The following is a 21,404-nucleotide window of genomic DNA, read 5'->3' as shown; positions in this document are numbered from 1 at the left end:
GAGATCGGCAGCCAGACCGGCCAGCCACTCTGTGCGCCAAGCGGATAGAGGTGAGTGTCGATCGCGAATTGCAGAAACGGTTGCCAGCGGATAATTGCAAAGTCAGCGCGTCACGCGTACGGATCCATAAGCCCCAGCGCGCTTACATCCATAAGCACCCCAAACCCGATGATCTGCTCCAGCGCAACGTTGCGAGACAATGTGCCCAAGCTTTTGGCCGGTTCGGACTTCATGCGGCTGACCAGGGCGTATCGGTTGTAGACCGCCAAACCGACCATCGCGACGAATAGGCTGATCTTGAACAGGAGAACTCGACCGTAGCTGTTGCGCGGATCGGGGAACGAGCCAAGCACGAGCCAAGTGTTCATGGCACCCGTCAAAAAAATGAGCGCAACCGCCACCATACCAAAGCGGGAGAAGCGCCACAGGACGGTTTCCACGCCTGCGACTTCGGATGGATGCCGCTGTGCTGCCGCGATAAGCAGGCCGAGGGGCAGGAGGCCACCTATCCACGCCCCGGCACTTGCAACATGGAGAGCTTGAGTCAGTGAGCCTAGAAGGCCCAACGCCGCCGCGTGGCCCTGCCAACCCTCGCAGGTCAGTAGCAAGAAAGCCGGCCCGACGATCAATTCGGGCCGCCCCGAGAAACTGATCACCAGGAGCAGGAGAACGAGCGAAAGGCGAACAAACCAAACAGTTCCGAAGTCGCTTTCCATGAGAACGCCGCGCAAGGTGTCAACCATACCCTCGCGTCCGGAGAGCCCGGCCGTAAAGCACAGCAGCCAAATTGCCGCGAAGATTGCGGCCGCAAGTGCGAGGGCAGGATTGATGTTACGGGGTAGAGGCGCAAGCGCGGGAGCCGCGGTTCTGTCTAGCGCATAGAAAGGGAAGAGTGCCGACCCGAATAGAATCATCACTGAGAGGAAGTAGACCCACCGGGCGAAGGCCAGAGTGCCATCAACGTCCATTTCTACGGTCTGACTTCAAATTTGAAATTGCCCTTCACCTTGTGCCCGTCTGCTGACAGCACGTGCCAATCAACTTGATAAACACCCGGCGCAAGGGACCTTGATACAGGTGCCACCATGTCCTTATCGCGCACCGCGATCTCCGTGGTGATCTTCGCACCATCCGGCCCCGACAGATCGATGCCCGAGAATCGAGCCTCAATGGATTCGCTAAACCGCAGTCCAATCTCGGTGGGCGGAGCGGCAATGGTGCTATTGATCTCTGGAGTAGCCTCGACCAATCGAGCATGCGCAAGCGCCTGGCCCGATAATGGCACGCTCCACAGCGCAAGTGTGGCGATCATTCCGATAGTCCGATTCAACGCGAACTCCTCCCGCGGCGACGGTCATCAAAGACTATGCACTTTCTGACGAGTATACGAATTTGTTGGTGTTGCAGGGCCGCCACCGTTCGAGCTGTCACGAAATTTTCCATTTGCCGGAAAAGTGATGGGAGATCAGGCCAACACGCTACCGACCGCCGAGACTCTCGATTGAAGGTCACGGACGCCGCAAGCGTTTGTAATTATCAGGACAAGCGCGGGCGAAACAAGCGTTTGCGCCCGCGTGACTCCATTTCAGCTACTTAATCGGGATCATGAGATGTGCGTATGGAGTGCCCGGCCACATCACATAGGGCTTGGATGTGTCAGGCTTGGGGTCCGTCGGATAGCCCTGCATCATGTCCATTGCGTTGACGATCATCACATGCGGGCCGGTCTCTATCCAATTGTTGCCTTCCTCGGGCTTCGTCGCATAGGGATCGGTGTTGCTGCCATCGGTACCGCCGGACAGCATGTACATGAAGCCGACCTTGCCCTTGGGCGGCTCCTTCTTTTCCATCCATGCCATCGCCCATTCCATCGCGTTGGCATCGCCGCACATTGGGTCCGGGCCGGGCGTGGACGGGCTGTCCGGCATGCACCAGAAGCCGTTCTTGCCCTCGCGCAAGGTGCGCATGGCGCCCTTTTCATCCGCGGCGTAGACCGCAGCGCCGCTTGCCACGGCAGGGGGTGCAGCAGATTCAGCGCTCTTGATCATCGCAGCGTCGTCGGCGGCTGCGCCTTGCATCGTAACCAAACTGCCTGCCGCCAAAAGGGCAGCGACCGTCAGCAGCCGTTTCATGGCCGTTCTCCGGTTTGAGTTGATCTTGTGCATGATGTCCGACGCACGGCTTTCCAGAGCCGTTTGTCGGTGATTAAGCAGTAGCAGATTACATGCCTCCGGACAATTTACGTTTTAGCGCTGTCTAATGTCTTTGCAGGGGGTGTGCTATTAAACGGGGGCCTTCAAATCGGTCACGAAACTCCTGAGGGTTCACTAACCAAGATGGTGCTGTTCAGCGAGTGGCCAAATTTGCGCGGTTTCCCAGCAACCTTGCTTGCGTCGTCAAATCGCCACCTGCCCTAACCCTAGATTAGTTTCCGTCCATAAACGCCGGTATTTCGCAGCATTTGCAATCGCTTGGATCCGACCGGAAGCGCCGTTGACGGGCATGGACAGGTCAGGAATAGTTGATGATCGACAAAATGCAGTGCTTGGCAACGATCGGACGCACGCCATTGCCGGCGGCTCTGCCGGCGGGACGGCTGCGATGCCGAGCTGATATCAGGTCGGCCTGAGGCGGGTGAAGAGGACGAGGTTGTAGGCCGCGACCGAGGACCAGACGTAGGTTTTGAAGTGATCAAGGCCGCGCCAAGTGCAGCGCGCCAGGCCGTAAGCGCGTTTGAGGCACGAGATGCCAGCTTCGATGCCGGCGCGACAGTTGCGCAGCTTGCGATAGACCCACTTGCTTCTGACCATATCCTCGATCTTGAGGCCGGCTTTCTTGTGGAAGGCCATGTCGGAGACGCCCCACGCCTTCGCCGTGGCCAGGGTTGTCGCGCGTGGCGAAGCCACCATCGGCTGCTGCCTGCCGTGGCGCCTGACCCCAAATGCCTATGTGACGCTCCAGCATCGGCAGCAATCGGTCGCTGTCGGCCGGGTTGCCTTTCTCGATCACCAGATCGAGGATCATTCCACTCTTGCCGGTGGTCAGGTTGAGCTTGTGGCCATACTCGGTGTCGCGGCTGCCTTTGACGATGATATCGGCATGCTCTTCGAACAGGCTGACCAGCTTCTCGCCGGCCGACACCGGCTCGCCGGCCAATACCCGCCGCTCGCTCTGTCTGATGATGCGTTCGACCAGCGGCCGATAGTGACGGACCTGGAGCTGCCACAGTGCGATGGACGGTGTGCTCGCCACTACCAATCGCTCGCTCGCCTGCTCCAGATAAGTCAAGGTCGCACGGGCGATTGCGATCAGCTCGCGGTAGAGTTGGACCCGATTGGGTCGACCGCGCGTGAACTGGATCTTGCGAGCCCGCTTCTTGGCTGCGCGGCAATGATCCGCCATGCTGAGCCGGCACCGCCGACCAAGGCGTCAGCCCGCTTCAGCAGGCGCACCATGACCCGCACGGCATCCCAAAGCAGGCTGCTGTCGCTCGGCTCGTGCATGAGTGCCGAGGTCACGGTGCTGTCCAGCCGCACGACTGCGCCATCTTCGAGCTTCGCCTGCCGAGCGCTCGACAGCAGTACCCGATTGACCTGTTCCCAGGTCTCGGACCGGATCGCACTGATGGTCCTTTGCAGCACCGACTTGTGCGGGCTCCATGACAAAGGCAGGCGAGCAAAGGCGCGAAACGAAGCGGAGTCCTCAAGATGGAACGCCAGCTCCTGGTAGCTCAGTTGCCGGTATTGCTTGAGGATCGCGCAGCGCAACACCGCTTCGGCAGGCAGGCCCTGCCGTCCGGTGGCCTTGACGTCGACCCGCACCAAATCGCGCGCCACCAAGCCAAGAAGGTCGCGATGCTCATCCAGCCATTGCGACATCGCCTTCAACTCGTGACCGATCTCGTGCGTGGCGAAAAGATCGAATATGCTGGCACCGCCAGCATAGCGAACTCACCTCATCCCTCGTCCCGCGAAGGACGTTTTTCCACCGGCAAGTGGAACTTTGTTGTCTCCTTCTTAACGGCCCAGTTCAGACGGCGACCGGTGTGCTTTCCTTTGTCCAGTGGAACCGTGTGCCATCGCTCCACATGCGATGCATGATCACCGCTAGTCTACGGGCGAGCGCAACGATGGCCCTCTGCCGACCACGCCGCTTGGCGACGTTCATCGCCCAGGCCTTCAGCCAGGACCACTTCGTCACGCGCGTCAGTAGGACCTGCGCGGCTTCGTAGAGCAGCGTTCGCATCATATCGTCACCGCATAACGAGATCCGGCCGACCCGGCGGCTTTCGCCCGACTCATGGAGCACAGGTGTCAGACCCAAAACCGGTCCGACCGCTTTCGAATTGCGGAAGCGGGCCGGAATGTCGATGGTGGTGGTATAGGCCAGAGCCACGACCGGGCCTACACCTGGTGTCGTCATCAGTCGGCGGCAAACTTCCTCATCCCGGACGATCGCCAAAAGCTTGCGGTGAAGGGTGGCAAAGTGCTGGCGCAGCTTGCCGCGAGCGTCGAGAAGCGGTTCGACGATTTCGGCCAGATCAGGCATGCCTTCAACCAGTTCGTGGATGCGTTGCTCGAATTTGCCCGTACCGACGATGCCGACCTTGAGCCCGAAGTTGCGCAGCAGCCCGCGGATGTCGTTCTCGATGGCAATCGCCTTTTCCTGCAGCAGCTTGCGCGCCGTCAGCAACGCCCGACGCTTCTGGCTCGTCAGGGTCTTCACGCACCGGGCGGAACAGGTTGACCCGCATCATCTGTGCGATGCCGCGCGCGTCATTGCGGTCGGTCTTGTTCACCTGCGCCTTCAGGAATGCCTTGGTGTGACGCGTCTCAATGCAGATCAACGGCAGGCCGGCTTTGGCAAGGGCCTCGAACAGCCATTGCGATAAGGGCCCGGCTTCAAGACCGATCCGCTCAAAGTTCCAGGCAGGATCCTTGAGCACCCGCGCAAGATCCTCCGGATGGCTGGGAACTTTCATCTCGCGGCAAACCGTGCCTGTTTCGTCGACGATGCACACTGCCGTCTCTTTCACCGAGACGTCCAATCCTGCATAATGTTTCATGCTGCGCTTCCTTTCCTGATGCTTGTGGCTGTTTCGGACAGACCACGTTCTACCATCAGCTCGAAGCGCAGCACCTCCATGCCGCTCCGCCAAGATGGGGCGCAAGCCGAATACCCCATCTTGGACGGTGCGTTCTTGGCGCATTGTCGGCTCCGGCGGTGGCAAGGCTTTGGAATCAGTGGCATGATCCAAGATACCTGAAACCGCCGGGCCTTGCTCGCGCAAAGCCGCGATTCATCCAACAGAATCAATCGTTTGCCGTTTATGGACGGAAACTAGATTAGCCCGCGCATCGTCAGTTCAGCCTTCAGATAGGCATAATAGATCGGCGCGGCGACAAGACCCGGCATACCGAACCAGGCTTCCATGAAAACCATCGCCAGAAGAAGCTCCCAGGCACGCGCATTGATCCGCGAACCGATGATCTTGGCGTTTACGAAGTATTCGAGCTTGTGAATGATGATGAGAAAGGCAAGCGAGCCGAGTGCTGCAAGGAAGGAGATGCTGAGGCTGACAACCACGATCACCGTGTTGGAGATCAGATTGCCGATGACCGGCAGAAGGCCGGTGACGAAAGTCAGCGCTATCATTGTCCTGATGAATGGCAGATCGATGCCGAAGGACGGCAGAACAACGACGAGATAGACCGCCGTCAGAAACGTATTCAACGCCGAAATCCGGATTTGCGAGAACACGATGTTGCGAAAGGCCTTGCTCAGAATGTTGACACGATCCGCCAGCGCGACCGCCAGTGGGCCGGGCTCGCGCGATGGCGCCGCCGAGCTCACCGCGATCAAGCCGCCGATCACCATGCCGACGACAATGTGGACCACCAGGACGCCGACATCCCGCCCGACGAGTTGAAGCTGGCCGGCATGTTCGCGGAGCCACCGGGCCGCGAAGACTTCCAGTTCCTCGATGTTCGACGGAAAATAGGTCATCGCCCAGGTCGGGAGATGGACGCGCGCGGTATCGATGATCTCGGCCATCTTCTTGAGGAGCGTCACGACGTTCTCCGAACCGCCAGTCAATTGCGACATGCCGCTAAAGATAGCGGCGGCTACCAGGAGCGTGAAAATCAATGCCACCAAGGTCAGCGCAAGGCTTTTCGTCAGGCTGTTGGAAACGCCGATTCGATGGAGCATCGGTGCGGCGAAATGAACGAGATTGAACACGAGAAGGCCCGAAAGCAGTGCCGGAAGCAGCCCGAGTTCGAGAACGGCGACGAGCGCTATAAGCGCAAGCAGGCACGACGCGAGATAGAACCATGAGAAAATCAGCACTTTTCACCTGCAGAAGCAGCCAAGTCCTCTCCGGGTTTCATTAGCTTTGATACCCGGTGATGCGCAAGCGAACACGCGTTCAACACGTGTGTAAGGCTAACCGCCTCGGAGGTCCCATGCTTGCGCGCCAGGTCGCCCGCTTTTGCCCCGCCTCATGCTCACGCAGGACCGCGATGATCAGCTCTTGCGTAAACCGCATTCTCTTCATCAGTCCGCCCTTCAATCGAGGCCGGACTTTGATCTCAGATGGAGGAAATTGCCCGTGGCAGGTCAGCCGCTCGACGATGTTTATGCCGGTTGGCAAGAATGATCCTCTTCGTGGTGAACGCCGGAGTTCATTCCGCCGCGAAGACCATCAGATCCTCGAACGGGAACTCGACATGGTATTGGCCGGACGGAAGGGCGTCCCGGGAATAGGTCCGGATGGTCAGGTCATTGCTTTCGAAAATGACTTCATGCCGATCGCCAAGGAAAAGGCTCTCGACGCAGGTCATGGCGATACGTCCAGGGCCGTCCTCCCCGGACCACGTCACCCGCTCAAGCCGGACGAGTGCGGTGACTTTGGCGCCGACGGTCAGCTCCTGCTGGGCGCTGCCCACAAGATGGATGCCGTTGGCGACAATTTCCGCACGGTTGCCGTTGATGGCGGTGACCACGCCGTCAAGGCGATTGCTGGCACCCATGAACTCTGCTGCAAACAGGCTCTTCGGCTTGTTGTAGATTTGCTTGGGTGTTCCGTCCTGTTCGATCTGGCCGCCGTTGAGCAGCAGGATGCGGTCGGCGAGCGCCATCGCTTCCACCTGATCATGGGTGACGCACAGCGCCGATAGCCCGAGATTGGTGATGAGGCGGCGCAGCCAGATCCGCGCTTCTTCGCGTAACTTGGCGTCCAGATTTGACAGCGGCTCATCGAGCAGAATCACGTTCGGCTCATAGACCAGCGCGCGGGCCAGCGCCACGCGCTGCTGCTGTCCGCCGGAGAGCTGATGCGGATAGCGTTCGCCCAGTTTGCCGAGGCCGATGCTGTCCAAAGCCTTCTGGACGCGGCTCGCAACATCTGCCTGGGACACTTTGCGCAGCTTCAGGGGATAACCCACATTCTCGGACACCGTCCGATGAGGCCACAGCGCATAGGACTGGAATACCAGCCCGAGACCGCGCGTTTCCGGCGCCAGATTGATGTTCTGCCCGGCATCGAAAAGCGGCTTGTCACCGAGCAGTATCTTGCCGCTGTTGGGTGTCTCCAGACCGGCGACCGCTCGCAAGAGCGTCGTCTTGCCGGACCCGGACGCGCCGAGCAAGGCGACGATCTGACCCGGTTCGACCGAGAAGGACACACCTTTCAGGATTTCAAGGTTGCCGTAACTGAGGCGCAGGCCGTCTATGATGATGTCAGTCATTGAGGCGGACTCCAAAGCGCATCACGAGGGCAAGACCGGTCACGATGATGACGGTGTTGATGACGGCGAGAGCCGAGACCAGATCGATCGCGCCGGTGCCCCAAAGGGAAACCATGAGCGAGCCGATCACTTCGGTTCCCGGTCCGAGCAGATAGACGCCCGTCGAATATTCACGGGCGAAGATCAGGAAGATCAACAGCCAGGCCGAGAACATGCCGCCGCGGATGAGCGGCAGCGTGATGTCCCGGGCGACCCGGCCCTCGCTGGCGCCAACTGACCGGCCGGCTTCCTCGAGCTCCTTGCCGATCTGCAGGAGCGTTCCGGAAATCAGCCGCATGCCATAGGCGAACCAGACAATGGTATAGGCGAGCCATACCGAGATCATCGTGGCACGCAGGGGTGCGATCGGCTTGAAGAAGAGAAATATCCACAGCATGGCCAGGCCAGCCACAATGCCCGGCATCGCCCGCGGTATCATGGCCACGTAATCGACGACTTTAGTCAGGGGTGCGTTCGAGCGGTGACCGGCGAGTGCCACGGCAGTATAGGCCGCGATCGAAGCCGCGCCGCCGACCACCGCGACGCCGACCGTGTTGAGAATGGCGCTGATGACATTCGGATAGTCAGCGAGATCGCGATAGTGATCCAACGTCAGCACCTGGAAGATATTCACCCCGACGCCCCAGCTTGTCACCAGTGAACGAATTGCGACGCCGCCCACCGGTATGATCACGGTGGCCGCGAACCAGGCCACCACAAGCGCGAAGGCCGGCCAGCGAAGAGCGCCCAGCCGGATGGGGTTGTGCCGACTGCCCTTGCCTTTGACAGACACATAGCGGCTGGCGTTGCGCAGCATGTAGCGCTGCAGCACGACCAGCGGCAGCGCGATCATGATGATCGCCACCACCACTACGGCCATCAACTGGTAGGAAGGAACACCGAGCTTGTTGGTGAGCTTGTAGAGATAGGTGGCGAGAACCAGCACGCCTTCCGGATCGCCAAGCACCAGCGGCAGGCCGAAAAGTTCGAAACCGAGGAAGAACACCAGAACCGCCGCATAGAGCACCACCGGCATCACCATGGGCAGCGACACACTGGCGGCGACGCGCCAAGGGCCAGCGCCGGCGGTGCGTGCCGCCTCTTCGAGGTCGGCGCCAACGTTGCGGAGCGCCGCCGATGCATAGAGATAGACATGTGGGACATGGGTGAGCCCGGCAATGATCGCGATCGATGTCACCGAATAGACATTCCAGGGCACGTAGCCGATCATCGACTTGACCGCCAGCGAGACGAAGCCGACTGGTCCCAGTGTCATCACATAGCCGAAGGCCAGCACCACCGCCGACATGAAAACCGGGATCAGGATGATCGGCTCCAGCCAGCGCTTGCCCGGCACGTCGGTGCGCACGATGATGAACGCCAGCAGGATTCCCACCGGAACTGCGATCACCGTCATGCCCACCGCGAGCTTGAGCGAAGTCGTCAGCGCTAGCCAGAAATCCGCGTCCGCGAGGATGAAGCTGTAGGCGTTCAGCGACAGATGCGCGGTTTTCTGGAAGAAAGGCGCGGACAGAAAACTCTGATAAATGATCAGGGTGACCGGCGCCAGCACCACCAGGATGGCGAGGAGGTTGGTGCTGACACGAAAGACACGGAAGGGCATGATTGCCTCGAACAAAGCCGGGGGCCGTCCGCTAGCAAGAGCGCAAGCGCGCCGTTCCGATGATTCTTAATAGCAAGAAGGGTGAGAGAGCCGACTGTGGAGGCACTCCCGATCAAGCGATTACTCGCCCTTCATGGCTTTCTGCCACTCGTTGAGGAACGCCAGCCGTGTCGTCTCGTCGAGACCTTCGAGCAGCTTGTCGTCGAGCGCGATCGGGTGAACGTTTTCACCGGCGGCGGCCTTTATGGACGCCAGCGTGGTTGCCCCTTCAACGTCATCACGAACGGCATAGAGCTTGATGTCGTCGGCGATCAGCTTCTGCGCGCGCGCCGACAGCAGATAGTCTACGAATAGCTTCGCAGCATTGGGATCCTGGGCTTCCGCCGGAATGACGGTGGCGCGGGTGGTCACCAGGACATAGTCCTTCGGGATTATCACACCGAGGTTCTCGTCCTTGGCCTGCTTGGCGAGGCCATATGAGCCGAAGATGCCATAGGCGATGGAATGTTCGCCAGACGTGACCTTCTCGATCATCGAGCCGGCGGAGCTGTAGAGCTTGATATGGGCCTTGCCAAAAGCCTTGTTAAGCGCCCAGGAATCGGTCCAGTTCTTGGCGTCCTGGTTGTAGAAATAGAAGCCGACACCGGATTTTTCCGGATCGTAGGACGCGATCTTGCCATCATATTCTGCGGTCTTCCCAGTCATCAGCTTGAGAAGATCGGCGTGGGTTGCGGGAACATCGCCTTCAGGCACGAGACGCTTGTTGTAGACGAAAGTCACCGGGTCGGCGGTGGTACCATAGACCATGTCCTTGTAGGACGCCCAGGCCGGAAGGTGGGCCGCCTCCACGGATTTGTATTCCTGCGCATAGCCGTCTGCGGCAAGTTTGATCTGCAGATCCGGAGCCGAAGACCATGCGACATCTGCCGTGCCTTGGCCCGAAGCGGTTTCGGCAATGACGCGATTGTAGAGTTCGGTGGAATTGAGGTCGGAATATTCGACGGCGATGCCGGGGAATGCTGCTTCGAAGTCCTTGAGCAAGGGCTGGACCAGCGCCGCATCGGTCGTCGAATAGATGCTGAGGTGTCCTTCCGCGGTGGCGGCGGCCACTAGATCCTTGTAGTTATCCGGATACCCGGCGGGGATCTCGGCAGCGGCGGCAAGCGTCACAAAAGCGGCTGACAGCGAAAACGCGGCCATCATCGTCGCAAGACGATTTTTCATTAGGATCTCCTCCAAGTTCGCCTAAATCGTACCTCCTCCAGGCACAAAAGGCGAGTATCATCCTGACCTGTCACCAACCTGTCACGGCGATGTCGAGGTTTGCTCAGCCGACTAGGCCCGATGGGTCGTGATCAGATTGTCGATGACAGCGGGATCGGCCACATCGACGTATTGCGGGATTGCTGAAATCTTGGGGCGGCATCCTACGCGTCACGGTCGCTGGCCCTGCGCATCGATCATGGACTTGCTCCAATCCTCGATGAAGCGGCGGCGCAACGCCTCGTCTTGTACGGCAAGTAACGCAGGGCCGATGCGTATGGCGCGCGCGATACCAGACTCCCCAAGTTTTTCCGGGCCGTCCGCTCCCTCAGGCAATTGCCCGTTCTCGGCAAAGAAGAAGGCGCTATCCCTGGCAACCTTCTGTCCCCGGGCCGACAGAAGGTAGTCGAGAAATCGTTTGGCAACGTCCATATTCGGCGCCGTCTTCGGAATGAGCGCGCCACGACTGAGTATCAGCGCATAGTCCCGCGGGACAACGACCCTCAAGTCGGAATTGCCCCTGGCCGCCGCGTAGGCGTATGACCCGATCATATTGTAGCCTATATATAGGCTCCCGTTTGCAACGTCCTGAAGGGTCTCCGCGGTGCAACAACGCACCACAGTTTCCGCTCGGCTCATGCTTTCCAGAAGCCGACCGTAGACCGCCGTCGTCTGCCGCGCATCACTGAACGCCAATAGGTAGCCGATGCCCGAAAGTCGGATGTCGAACGTTCCGACCCGTCCGCGATAAAAATCGATCCGCCGCCTGAGAAGATCGGCGAGTTCGATGTGGGTGCGCGGTACGTCGCCGGACGGCACGAGGCGGGCGTTATAGACGAAGACGGCCGGTTCGTAGGTAAAGCCGAATACCTCGTCGCGCCAGTTTGCCCAATTGGCGACATGCGCGGTTTCGGCCGACACGTGCGGCGCCGCGCAGCCGTCATTGGCGAGCTTCACAAGTTGGTCGACCGACGGAGACAACAAGATGTCGCCCAGCACCGCGTCCGTCCGACAGGCTTCACTGGCACTCCTTTGCAAGTCGTTGGTGACATATTCAACATAGTCGACTGCCACGTTGGGGAAAACGGACTGAAAATCCCGGATCAGTGGTTCCATTGCCGCCAGATCGGTCGCGGCGTGGATCGACAGTCGGTTCTTCTCCGGCTGAGACGAAGGGAAAAATGCGCTGCTTCCTTCAGCAGCTCTTGCCGCGTGACCGATGCATAGGACGACGGCAGCCATCAAACCGAATGTCGGCAATGTTCCCGTTATCATCCGGTCTTCTCCGTCGCGATGGGCAACGTCAAGGTGACGGTGAACCCTTGCGTGCCCTTCCCGCCATCCTTGCTTGTCTCGCGAAAGGTCAGCGCGCCACCGTGAGCCGCCGCAACCTCCGACGCGATGGCGAAACCAAGACCTGCGCTGCCGTCATGAGATTTGGACGTTTCGAAGCGCTGCGTAACCCGCTCCCACTCGCCCCGCGGAATGCCCGGTCCGTCATCTTCGACCTCGAGATGGGCACGTGTACCGTCGCTGCGTACTCTGACTTCAAGGCGCGACACCACTCCATGGCGCAAGGCATTGTCGATGATATTGACGATCGCTTCGCGAAGGCTGACGGCGTCCGCAAGCACGACCGGCTCGTCGTCAGGCGCCTCGAAGGAGACGATGATGTCCGGATCGATAGTTATCGGAACCGCCGCACGGAAAGCGCGCCGTGCGACATCTGCCAGATCGTGCGGCTGAAGCTGCACGGAATCGGCACGATGGATGACCATGGCGTGGCTGAGCAACTGGTTGGTCAGGCGCGCAAGTTCGCTGGCGCGCTGCTGTACGCGATCGAGATGCTGGCGGCTCGACTTGTCCAGCTTGGCTTGACTCAACAGATCGAGCTGCGCCGTTAGCGCCGTCAGCGGCGTTCTGATCTGGTGCGCCGCGTCGGCGATGAAGCGCTGCAGGAGTTCCACGCGCTCGTCGAGCCGACTCATGAAATAATTGATGGAAGTAACGAAGGGCCGCAATTCTCTCGGTACGACGACCGTTACCGGCGTCAGGTCTTGTGGATCGCGACGGCGGAGCGTCGCTCCGAGATGCTTGACCGGTTGCAGAGAATAGCGAATAGCAATCATCGCTCCAGCCAATGCCAATATGCTCATGATCGCCAGGAGGACGGTCGCCCTGAGAGTCAATTCACCCGCGAGCGCGCGGCGGGCTTCCGTGGTCTGCCCAACGATGACATGCGCCCAACCGGATACGGCTGGATCGGACAGTGCGCGCGCCACCACCGCAATCCGAACCGGTTCGCCGCGATAATGCGCCGATTCCAATACCGGGACATCGTGTATTGCGGCCAGATCAACTTCTGTTTGCAGATCGGCATAACCTGTCAGCGTCGCGCCGGAAGGGCCGATCACGCGATAGAAGATGCGATCGCGGCTGGCGAGGCCCAGGAGTTCAAAAGCTGATACCGGCAGGTTGATGATAAGCGAACCGGATTCAACCGTAAGGCTGTCTGCCATCTGGATGGCCGCACCAAGCAGAAGCCGGTCATAGGCGTCATCGGCGGCGGTACGTGCGTAGTACGACGCCGCACTCACCAGAAGAGCCGCACCCAGGCCCAGCACCAGCGAGATGCGGACCGCCAGGCGCGTGAAAAGGGAAGGCTCAGCCGGTATCATCGGAAGCCAGTTGATATCCCACGCCCCGCACGGTAACGATCTGCGCCTTGGCGCCTTCCAGCTTCTTGCGCAGCCGCCCGACATAAAGTTCGATCGCGTTCTGATTGGCCGGCTCGTCAAACCCGAAAAGCTGATCGATAAGTTCATCTTTGCTGAAGACGCGGCCTGGCCGCGACGCCAGTATCTCAAGCAACGTCATCTCGCGTCGTTTCAATTGCACCTCGCGCCTGCCTACTCGGACTGAGCGGCTGCCGCGGTCGAGCACGACATCGCCACACTGTACGATGTTGGTCGCCTCGCCGCTTTTCCGCCGGAGCAGAACACGGGCGCGCGCTTCCAATTCCCGGAAATCGAACGGTTTGACCAGATAGTCGTCGGCGCCGAGATCGAGCGCGCCAACGCGGTCCTCTATCTCGGAACGGGCCGTCAACATCAGAACCGGGGTCGTATTCCTTGCCTGCCGGAGCCGTCGAACGATTTCGAACCCGTCGAGGCTGGGCAGCATGACGTCGAGGATGACGAGATCGTAGCAGGTGAAATCGAGGATCTCTGCGGCAGCACGGCCGTCCGTCTCCCAATCGACTGCGTGGCCGATCGTTTCGAAGCGGCGGCTGATAGCCTCGCCAACGTCGCGCGTGTCTTCGACGAGGAGAATTCGCATGCCGGAGCATTTGCACGGAAGCAGCCGCCTATCAAGCGTCACCTCTTTGCGGAGAGGCGCTTGACATCATCTGCAGATCCCGCGTTGGCTTCAGCCCTGTTACCGTCAGCAGTTCAAGCCCAATCATTTGAGCTTTATCGACGGGCTGCGTGATGGCGTCTGCCTTCATGTGATCTGCGCATCCACGCCAAGAACGGGGCGCGTCGGTACATGACCCGCGCTGCAAGCCAGGCTGGACCACGCACTTTGCCGCATTCAACGTATTCGACCGCACCGTGATCAGTCGCTAGTAGATGCACCACCATCGCCATCAGGGGATTATGCTTCTGGCGATCGTATGCTGATAGCGATTGCGCAATGCCATCATTTGCGCTTCAGAGAAGTATCCAATTGCGTCATTAAGAGGATATCATGCCGACAGGCGATGGCAGTTTGAGCGACATTCTTGGAATCTTGTCGGTTCTCCTACTCGTGGCCGCAAACGGCTTCTTTGTCGCCGCCGAGTTTTCCCTGGTCGCCGTGCGCCGAAGCCGAGTTGCCGAACTCGCTGCGGCTGGGCGGCTGAATGCGGCAGCGCTCCAGCGGGCCGTCGACAATCTCGATGCCAATCTGGCGGCGACCCAGCTCGGCATCACCATTTCATCGCTGGCACTCGGCTGGATCGGCGAACCTGCTCTCGCGCATCTCGTCGAGCCTCTCTTGATCGGGCTGCTCGGGTCGTTGGCGACTGCGGGCTCACACACTGTCGCCGTCGCGATCGCTTTCATCATCATCACCGCGCTTCACATCGTGCTTGGCGAGCTCGCACCAAAGAGTCTGGCGCTCCAGCGCAGCGAAGACACTGCGCTCTGGGTCGTGCGTCCGCTCGGTCTGTTCCTCTTTCTGCTCAGGCCGGCGATTCTAATGCTGAATGGTCTCGGCAACCTCGTTCTGCGACTCTGCGGCCTGCGCCCGGGAACCGGTGAGGATTCATTGCACTCGCCAGACGAGCTGAAGCTTCTGATCTCGGCCAGTCAGGAAGGCGGGCTGTTGCAGCAGGCGCAGCGGGAGATGGTCGAGCGGGTCTTCAATATCGGCGAGCGCCGCATCAGTGACATCATGACGCCTCGGCCGGATATCGACTGGATCGACGTGAATGATGACCGAACCGAGATTCTTCGTACGATCCGCGATTGCCGCCATGAGCAGCTCCTTGTTGGCAAGGGCGGTATCGATGAACTGCTCGGCATGGTTCTGAAGAAGGACATGCTCGACCAGGTTCTTGACGGGCAGGTTCTCGATCCGATGGCGATCATCCGTGAGCCGCTCGTCGTTCATGAATCAACGCCGATTTTCAAAGTGCTGGAGCAGTTCAGGAAGGCGCCCGTCCGCATAGCAATGGTCCTCGACGAGTACGGAAGTCTGGAAGGAATTGTTACCCAGACCGATTTGCTCGAAGCCATCGCCGGCGACCTGCCCAACATCGAAGGCGAAGAGCCGGATGTCGTCGAGGGTGAAGACGGCTCCCTTCTCGTGGATGGTATGATGTCGGCCCAGGACGCGTTCGATCGCCTTGGTTTTCGAGCACGGCCAACTGAAGGCGACTTCCATACGATCGCAGGATTTGCCCTGTTTCGACTGGGGCATCTGCCTGAGGTCGGGGAACATTTTGAGTATGGCGGCTGGCACTTCAAGATCGTGGACATGGATGGCCGGCGGATCGACAAACTGCTCGCACGAAGGAACTCTCCCACGGGGCGGCAAGAAACATCGGAGGTAGATGGGCTCAGAACATAGGCCAATGAATAGGCCGCCATGGCCTCGTCGAGGTCGCCGGTGCCCGCGAACCAACTGTATCCTGCGTGATCCAACCTGACTGATACTGATGCACCATCACCCGGTCGACGAAAGGCGAAAGCACCCGCACCACCCCCATGGCGTTGCCGGTCGCCTCGACAACGACCTCGTCCGTCCTGTTCAAGCTGCGGCCAAATCCCTCCAGTCCGGAGCGGGTCATGTCGACCCGTCCGTGATGGCGCAGCCGGCCATCTTCGCAGAAAACCACTTCCGCAAAGGTGCGGTGGATGTCCATTCCAATTACACGTCATTGGCCCCCTCTCTCCTTGAACAATCGGGAGCCGGCGGGCGACGCGACACCTACGGATCCGCGCTCTCGGCGCAACCGGGCAGGTCGCAGGGGCGGCCAGCTACTAACGCGAGCTCGCAGCTTATCGAATACATCGGCCTGCCCGCACTTGGCGTGCTCCCGGCGCCGCTGTCCCGGATGGTCACACATGCGCTGAAAATCTCGCATCTCCAGCGGGGGATCAGATGGCACCATCATGATCATACCGGTTACCGAGCGCCTCAACGGCGAGATCAAGCGGCGCACCGAGGTCATCGGCATCTTCCCAAATGATGACGCCATCGTCCGTCTGGTTGGCGCGATCCTGCTCGAGCAGAACGATGAATGGGCCGTGCAGCGGGCGAGATACATTACGCTGGAAACCATCAGCCAAATGAGCGATGATCCGCTCATCAGCCTGCTGTGGCGCGCTGATCATTCCCGGCCCATGCCGGAAGCTGCGGCGACCAAGCCGTCAACTACACCACTCCCTGGGACACGATCCTGATGCGCTCACGCTTCAAGCCAAGACCGCAATCCAGATAGCGAGCCAATCATGAAATCCGAGACAGCAGCCACCGAAAGCGTTGAGCCGGCGCCTAAGGCTGTTCCATCGGGTTGGCGAGTGTTGATGACACGCGAACGTTGGACCGAAGTCGCTCGCATTATATTTATCGGCCTGATGGCCTTTCTGTACTGGCAACAGCTGATTCCCATTCAAGCTTTGTGGGGGGCGGTTGCCATCGGTTTGTATCCGCTTGTCAAGACCGGCGCCGTTGACCTCGTAAAAGAGCGCAAGATCGGTACCGAGATATTCGTCACCATCGCTACGGTGGTAGCGCTGATCGGAGGCGAGACCGTCGCCGGCGCGGTCCTCATGGTGATCATTCTGATCGCAGAGTTCATTGCCGATTTGAATATGGATCGTGCGCGAGCCTCGATCAAAGACCTGATCGGCTCGGTGCCCCAGGTTGCGCTTGTGCGGGACGCAGGTGGCGAACGCATGGTCACGATCGAGAATTTGCGCGCGGGCGACGTTGTCTTGGTGCGGGCCGGCGAGAAGATCCCGGTCGATGGCACCGTCGTCGGTGGAGCGGCTTCGGTCAACGAAGCATCGATCACTGGAGAGAGCATTCCGAAGGACAAGAGCGATGGCGCCGATGTCTTTGCCGGAACCATCGTCGAATCCGGCGCCCTCGACATCGAGACCGAGAAGGTTGGTGCCGACACCACCTTTGCCCGCATCATCAGTCTGGTCGAGAATGCCGAAGCGGAACAGGCACCCGTCCAGAAACTGGCGGATAAGGTCGCGTCATGGCTGATCCCGGTCGTGCTGATCTTCCTCGTTGCGGTTTATCTTTATACCCGCGACGTTCGGATGATCGTCACTCTGCTGATTTTCACATCGCCTGCCGAACTCGGATTGGCGACTCCTCTGGTGATTATCGCAGCCATTGCGCGAGCCGCACGCAGTGGAATTCTGGTCAAGGGGGGCGTCTATCTGGAGTCTTTGGCCAAGGTCGACGTCCTGGTGTTCGACAAGACAGACGGCGAACAAGCCCGAGGTTGTCGGCGTGGAGATGCAGGACGGCACGCTTTCGGAAGCTGATCTGCTCAGCCTTGCCGCCGCCGCCGATCGGCGCTCCGCTCACCCCTTGGCGAAAGCGGTCGTCAACTATGCCGCCCGGATGAAAATCGATGTCCCGGAACCGGAGCAGTACGAGCAGTTGCAGGCGCGCGGTGTGAAGGCGACGGTCTGCGGACGCACCGTGCTGGTCGGGAATGCATCGTTGCTGCGCGAGGCCGGCGTGCCGCTTTCCGATGCGATCGAAAAGGGCGGACAGACGCCGGTTCACGTCGCGGTCGATGGGAAATTCGCGGGCGTGATTCTGATTGCCGACACATTGCGACCAGGTGCGCGCGAAGCGCTGGCAAAGCTCCGTGCGACCGGGGTCAAGCGCATGGTGATGGTGACGGGTGACAATGAGGCCACAGCGCGGACCATCGCCAAGGAACTCGGCGTGGATGAAGTGCGTGCCAATCTGATGCCGCAGGACAAGGTCGCCGCCATCGCCGAACTGCAAAAGCAGGGCCATCGCGTGGCGATGGTCGGCGACGGGATCAACGACGCGCCGGCGCTGGCACGCGCCGATGTCGGCATTGCGATGGGCGGCGGCGGCACGCAGGCGGCACTGGAAGCCGCCGACATTGCATTGATGAAGGATGATCTGGCAAAAATTGTCAGCGCGCGCGCAATTGCTCGACGTGCTTACCGGACAATTCAGGAAAATATTTTTGTCGGTGTCGGTGTTGTGCACGTTTTGGGCATTACCGCAGCGCTGATGGGCTGGATCGGTCCTATCCAGGCAGCGATTTTGCACTTGGGGCCAGATGTCCTGGTGTTCCTGAATTCGGCAAAACTGCTGCGCGTTCGAATCCAAGATGTTTAGCGCATCTCTTTGGAGCCTAAGGCGCTTGCAGTTCTTTGGACGACAAACGCGTCCAATTCGCATCGTCCACGAAACCGGGCAACCGCAACCAGAGTACGCTTACTGCTGTGGCGCTGGTGGCGGTGTGCCCCCAAACCACCCAGCCGCATACCCGATCACAAACAGCACCACGATCACGGCTGCCACACCGTACCAGAGGCGCCTGTCCGTGAAATTCATCGTTACCTCCAAATATCGCGCTGCGCCTGACGACCCAGCGATTTCTTCGATCCTTTGGTCGTCGTTTTCGTGACGAGCGACTCATCTGATCCCCTGACAGAGTAGGCCAAGTATGGCTTCCAGAGAAGCGCGTAGGCCTGTCTGCGGTGCCAAAGCCGCCGGCTGCAAGCGGCTCGCGGAGGAGCGAGCATCTGGAGGACGCTGGGATCGACCCGAGCTCCATCGGCTTCTTGGCGAGCTCGAAGAAGGCGATATCGTGGTTGTCCGGAAACTAGACCGACTGATGCGGTCACTCAAAGACCTGCTCCTTATCCTTGAGAAGATCGAGGCCGCCGGCGCCGGGTTCTGCTCACTGACCGAGGCAATCGGCACGACCACGACGGCAGGCCGCATGATGATGCGGATGCTCGGTTCCTTCGCCGAATTCGAGCGAGCCCATGGTACGGGAACGCACCATGGCGGGGCTTCAAGCGGCCAGGAGCGCGGGCGAAAAGGTGGTCGTCGCCCAAAACTCACGTCCGATCAGCGCTCCGAAATCATCGGCATGCTGAATGATGGTCCACCCGCCGCCGAGATTGCTCGCATCTTCCGAGTTCATAGGGCCACTGTGAGACGTATCGGCGCTCAGACGAAAATGAATGTTCGCTGATTGTGGGTCCAATTGGCCGCTTTCGCAGCGACGTACGCACCGGCCCTCCTCGGACGCGTACCCCCGGCCTGCAGTTCTTGGTATTGTACCAGCTGCCTACGTGGTTGGTTCGGCGGAACACATCCTGGAGCAAAAGAATTCGAACCGAACTAGCCAAAGCGGTCATTCGATTCGTCCGATCGGATGACTGCTACTGGCGCACGTGGTCGGTTGGTGCGTTCAGACATCAGATTGCCTGATGAGGCTCGGGAAGGTCCGGCCGGGGTGGAAAACCGCCGTTCAGCGCCCTATGCGAGCACGAAATTCGGCAGTCGAATTGGTGCGTGGAAACGGTTCGGAAGGCAACTGTACACCGAGAAAGGCACAAAGCGGCTCCCACCCTTCGGAGGCCTGATAAGTAAGAAGGCGTTCAGGTGGCAGCGTTGATTTCACGGAAGCGTTATGTGCTTCATAGACAGCGATTGCGTGATCACGGTTATCAAATCGACCGCCAAAGACAGTGTTTCCAACCACCGCCACACCAAAGGACTGTGGATCATTGGTAGCAGCATCCATCGTGAGCCCTATTGTTTGCGCCATGCTGTCATACCAGGCTTCCGGGTCACGAACTGTCAGGATAACCTTTGCATGAGGGTAGTGGTCACTCACTTCGCGCCAAAAATGCGCCGTTGGCCAATCGACCGCGGAAAGATAGCCGGCATATGCCGCATCCCAGGTCGGGAGTTGTCCCTGGCCGGCGGCGCGCCACAGCGCCTTCTGCTCGGGATTGGCGTGGACATCTGCCATGTGATGACACGGCCCGAACCCAAGATGCTCCAACGCGAGCTTCAGCGAATATGTGCCAGTGCGACCCATGCCTGCGCCAATGACATATAGAGCCATGAGCACCCCCAAGGAGATTTCAATCGGTCAAAATACCGCTGTTTTCTTTAATTCGCTATTATCTTTGAAGGTTCAGCTCCGAATCGCCTCAAGCCGTAGCGCGCGAAGGTCAGTATTGGAGAAGCGCCGGGAATGGTGGCTCCTGGCGCCGCTGTGGCGAAAGACGCGTGCATCGACACCACTATCCGCTGACGCAGCGCTTGCTCCGGTCGATGACGTGGACGCCTTTCAGGGATGGGAGACAACCGACGGCGAGTTTCCGCCGGGAACGTGATCGCGGTGACCAAAGCCATCTTGAACGGCAAGGCCGTGCAGACCTGCTCCATCAGGCTGCTCGACGTCGACCGCGCGACATTCGAGCAGCGTGGACACAAGCTGGCAAGGCAAGGGGTTAGGCGCCGCGCTGTTGCAAGACGCCGTTCTGCGCACCGCGTTACGCCGCGACGATCCTCGGGATTCGCGGCCTTCTTGTTCATGCCATATCGGACGAAGCGAAAGCCTTCTACGAGCACTACGGCTTTGCGGCTTTCCCGAAAAATCCGATGACCCTTGTGCTCTCGCTAAGGCGCGTTGAAAGAGCGGGCCGAAACGTCTTGTTGTGCACAAGTTGGTAATCGCCTCGTAATCAAGCAGCCGGAAACAGCTTCCAGCGCCGCGGCCTGAATGCCACCCGGCTTTTCTGCGCCGCCGGATGGTCGACGGGCAGCTCGATCTCGACCCGCTGGCGTTCGCCGCCGATTTCGAGTTCCACCCGCCTGGTATCGGCAACGCGGCGGCTGGCGGCGACCGTGCCGGCGATGCAGCCATTGCATTCTTCCACCAGTTCGACATCGTGCGGACGGAAGAAAAGCGTCGCTTCGCCTTGCGGCGCCTGCGGCGCGGACAGCCCGATCGGGCGGTCAACGATCCAGACCTGGCCGTCCTCGACCTTGACCGGGATCGAGCTCGATTCGCCGATAAAGCCATAGACGAAGGGCGAATTCGGTGTGTCGTAGATCTCGTCGGCGGTGCCGACCTGCTCGATGCGGCCCTGGCTCATCACCACGACGCGGTCGGCAAGCTCCAGCGCCTCTTCCTGGTCATGGGT

Annotated in this window: 17 protein-coding genes and 4 pseudogenes; 6 read left to right on the top strand and 15 right to left on the bottom strand. The window is 59.9% G+C overall.

Going from position 1 to position 21,404, the window contains the following annotated elements; translation table 11 throughout:
• Positions 1-110: 110 nt before the first annotated feature.
• From copD to X760_RS68680, 12 genes and pseudogenes are all read right to left on the bottom strand, one after another.
• Positions 111-968, bottom strand: a complete 858-nt coding sequence (gene copD / locus X760_RS68735) for a copper homeostasis membrane protein CopD (protein ID WP_023722112.1) — start codon at positions 966-968, stop codon at positions 111-113.
• Positions 969-970: 2 nt separating this feature from the next.
• Positions 971-1,312, bottom strand: coding sequence for a copper homeostasis periplasmic binding protein CopC (copC, locus tag X760_RS68730; RefSeq protein WP_023722111.1), 342 nt, complete (start codon positions 1,310-1,312; stop codon positions 971-973).
• A 277-nt stretch (positions 1,313-1,589) separates the two neighbouring features.
• A complete protein-coding gene (locus X760_RS68725) occupies positions 1,590-2,132 on the bottom strand; it encodes a hypothetical protein (protein WP_023722110.1) in 543 nt (180 codons plus the stop codon).
• Between the two features lie 483 nt (positions 2,133-2,615).
• Positions 2,616-3,926: pseudogene (locus tag X760_RS68720) on the bottom strand (ISNCY family transposase).
• Positions 3,927-4,029: 103 nt separating this feature from the next.
• Positions 4,030-5,065, bottom strand: a pseudogene (locus X760_RS68715) (IS110 family transposase).
• Positions 5,066-5,340: 275 nt separating this feature from the next.
• Positions 5,341-6,348, bottom strand: coding sequence for an AI-2E family transporter (locus X760_RS68710; protein WP_023722104.1), 1,008 nt, complete (start codon positions 6,346-6,348; stop codon positions 5,341-5,343).
• 335 nt (positions 6,349-6,683) lie between these two features.
• The gene (locus X760_RS68705; RefSeq protein ID WP_023722103.1) at positions 6,684-7,748 is read right to left on the bottom strand and encodes an ABC transporter ATP-binding protein; all 1,065 of its coding nucleotides are present in this window, start codon (positions 7,746-7,748) and stop codon (positions 6,684-6,686) included.
• Positions 7,741-9,411 (bottom strand): iron ABC transporter permease, encoded by a 1,671-nt coding sequence (locus tag X760_RS68700; protein WP_031194982.1) that lies wholly within the window; start codon positions 9,409-9,411, stop codon positions 7,741-7,743. Before X760_RS68700 ends, X760_RS68705 begins: the two co-directional genes overlap by 8 nt.
• Before the next feature lie 120 nt (positions 9,412-9,531).
• Positions 9,532-10,635, bottom strand: coding sequence for an ABC transporter substrate-binding protein (locus tag X760_RS68695; RefSeq protein WP_023722101.1), 1,104 nt, complete (start codon positions 10,633-10,635; stop codon positions 9,532-9,534).
• A 210-nt stretch (positions 10,636-10,845) separates the two neighbouring features.
• Positions 10,846-11,916 (bottom strand): ABC transporter substrate-binding protein, encoded by a 1,071-nt coding sequence (locus X760_RS68690; RefSeq protein WP_051409754.1) that lies wholly within the window; start codon positions 11,914-11,916, stop codon positions 10,846-10,848.
• 29 nt (positions 11,917-11,945) lie between these two features.
• A complete protein-coding gene (locus X760_RS68685; RefSeq protein ID WP_348633256.1) occupies positions 11,946-13,298 on the bottom strand; it encodes a sensor histidine kinase in 1,353 nt (450 codons plus the stop codon).
• A 40-nt stretch (positions 13,299-13,338) separates the two neighbouring features.
• Entirely contained in the window at positions 13,339-14,013 is a 675-nt protein-coding gene (locus X760_RS68680; RefSeq protein WP_023722098.1) for a response regulator transcription factor, read from the bottom strand.
• Positions 14,014-14,424: 411 nt separating this feature from the next.
• Between X760_RS68680 and X760_RS68675 the strand changes: the two genes are divergently transcribed.
• Positions 14,425-15,789 carry a hemolysin family protein gene (locus X760_RS68675; RefSeq protein WP_023722096.1) on the top strand — a complete coding sequence of 455 codons (1,365 nt, stop codon included), beginning with the start codon at positions 14,425-14,427 and terminating at the stop codon, positions 15,787-15,789.
• Here X760_RS68675 and X760_RS68670 read toward each other — a convergent pair.
• Positions 15,779-16,084: a hypothetical protein gene (locus X760_RS68670; protein WP_023722095.1), complete on the bottom strand. Its 306-nt coding sequence runs from the start codon at positions 16,082-16,084 to the stop codon at positions 15,779-15,781. The genes X760_RS68675 and X760_RS68670 overlap by 11 nt on opposite strands.
• Before the next feature lie 259 nt (positions 16,085-16,343).
• On the opposite strand from X760_RS68670, the pseudogene X760_RS0139650 reads away from it, so the two are divergent.
• The 4 genes and pseudogenes from X760_RS0139650 to X760_RS0139640 form a co-directional block, all read left to right on the top strand.
• Positions 16,344-16,538: pseudogene (locus tag X760_RS0139650) on the top strand (transposase); the annotation flags it as partial.
• 135 nt (positions 16,539-16,673) lie between these two features.
• Complete coding sequence (locus X760_RS78965; RefSeq protein WP_023722093.1) at positions 16,674-17,726, top strand: HAD-IC family P-type ATPase; 1,053 nt, start codon at positions 16,674-16,676, stop codon at positions 17,724-17,726.
• A complete protein-coding gene (locus X760_RS78960; protein WP_023722092.1) occupies positions 17,698-18,567 on the top strand; it encodes an HAD-IC family P-type ATPase in 870 nt (289 codons plus the stop codon). The genes X760_RS78965 and X760_RS78960 overlap by 29 nt, the downstream gene beginning before the upstream one ends.
• Before the next feature lie 331 nt (positions 18,568-18,898).
• On the top strand, positions 18,899-19,435 hold the full coding sequence (locus X760_RS0139640) for a recombinase family protein (RefSeq protein ID WP_031194978.1): 537 nt from the start codon (positions 18,899-18,901) through the stop codon (positions 19,433-19,435).
• A 279-nt stretch (positions 19,436-19,714) separates the two neighbouring features.
• Here X760_RS0139640 and X760_RS75500 read toward each other — a convergent pair whose 3' ends face one another.
• Positions 19,715-20,317 (bottom strand): sulfotransferase family protein, encoded by a 603-nt coding sequence (locus X760_RS75500; RefSeq protein WP_084643033.1) that lies wholly within the window; start codon positions 20,315-20,317, stop codon positions 19,715-19,717.
• A 361-nt stretch (positions 20,318-20,678) separates the two neighbouring features.
• Between X760_RS75500 and X760_RS79220 the strand changes: the two are divergent.
• Positions 20,679-20,931: pseudogene (locus X760_RS79220) on the top strand (GNAT family N-acetyltransferase); the annotation flags it as partial.
• A gap of 11 nt (positions 20,932-20,942) precedes the next feature.
• Here the strand turns inward: X760_RS79220 and X760_RS68655 are convergent.
• Positions 20,943-21,404 (bottom strand): TOBE-like domain-containing protein (locus tag X760_RS68655; RefSeq protein ID WP_023722089.1); only part of this gene is annotated, 462 nt, incomplete at its 5' end.

This window comes from Mesorhizobium sp. LSHC420B00 (assembly GCF_000503055.1).
Classification (GTDB): Bacteria; Pseudomonadota; Alphaproteobacteria; order Rhizobiales; family Rhizobiaceae; genus Mesorhizobium.
Note: the sequence above shows the minus strand (reverse complement) of the source record. Positions and strands in the feature narration are given on the sequence as shown.